This window comes from Solemya elarraichensis gill symbiont (genome assembly GCF_002021095.1).
Taxonomy (GTDB): domain Bacteria; phylum Pseudomonadota; class Gammaproteobacteria; order Chromatiales; family Chromatiaceae.
Genome location: NZ_MPRK01000360.1, coordinates 1 through 1174 on the forward strand (window position 1 = coordinate 1; position 1174 = coordinate 1174).

The 1174-nt window shown below is 39.5% G+C and carries 2 protein-coding genes; both read right to left on the reverse strand.

Annotation, left to right across the window (positions count from 1 at the left end; genetic code table 11):
* Window positions 1-259: 30S ribosomal protein S19 (rpsS, locus tag BOW51_RS10920; RefSeq protein ID WP_078477725.1), on the reverse strand; the 259-nt coding region annotated here is incomplete at its 3' end.
* A gap of 2 nt (window positions 260-261) precedes the next feature.
* The gene (rplB, locus tag BOW51_RS10925; protein ID WP_011737586.1) at window positions 262-1092 is read right to left on the reverse strand and encodes a 50S ribosomal protein L2; all 831 of its coding nucleotides are present in this window, start codon (window positions 1090-1092) and stop codon (window positions 262-264) included.
* Window positions 1093-1174: the final 82 nt, after the last annotated feature.

The following is a 1174-nucleotide window of genomic DNA, read 5'->3' on the forward strand; positions in this document are numbered from 1 at the left end:
GATCACCAGAGTGGCCTTTGAAAGTTCTAGTAATAGCAAATTCACCCAATTTATGACCAATCATATTTTCATTGATAGACACAGGAACATGCACTCTACCATTATGAACTGCAATCGTAAGACCAATCATTTCAGGTACAACAACACTACGACGCGACCATGTTTTAATTGGTTTTCTATCATTTTTTTCTTGAGCTACTAATACTTTTTTGATTAAGTGCTCGTCTATAAATGGTCCTTTTCTTAATGATCTAGCCATAATTAACCCTTATTCCTATGACGCAAAATGAGCTTATCTGTGCGTTTATTACTACGTGTTTTATAACCCTTGGTTGGTGTACCCCAAGGAGAAACTGGGTGTCTGCCACCACTGGTTTTACCTTCACCACCACCATGTGGATGGTCAACTGGGTTCATAACAACACCACGAACAGTTGGACGAACACCTCGCCAACGAGTGGCACCTGCTTTACCTAATTTTTTTAAACTATGTTCAGATCTAGAAACTTCACCAATCGTTGCACGACAATCTGCTAAAACCTTGCGCACCTCACCAGAGCGAAGTCTTAAAGTAACATAGTTGCCTTCTTTAGCAATCAATTGTGCAAAGGCACCAGCACTACGAGCAATTTGCGCGCCTTTCATAGGTTTTAATTCAATACAATGAACTACACCACCCAATGGAATATTGCTTAATGGCATTACATTGCCTGCTTGAATAGCAACAGAATTACCTGACACAATAGTATAACCAACACTCAGCCCATGAGGTGCAATAATATAACGACGCTCACCATCAGTATATAAAACTAAGGCAATATTAGCGCTACGGTTTGGATCATATTCTAAACGTTCAACACGTGCAGTAATATCGTCTTTATTTCGCTTAAAGTCAATAATACGATAACGACGCTTATGTCCACCACCCTTATGACGTGTGGTAATACGACCTACGTTATTACGACCGCTAATTCTATTTTTGCTTTGTGTTAATGGCGCATAAGACGCGCCCTTATGTAACTCTTTATCTACAATACTAACAACAAACCTTCTGCCTGGTGAGGTTGGTTTTCTTTTAATTACTTGCGCCATAATAATCTCTTTAAGTTCTGCTCACATCAATCATTTGGCCTTCAGACACTTTTACCATTGCCTTCTTCCAATTTGGACGTGA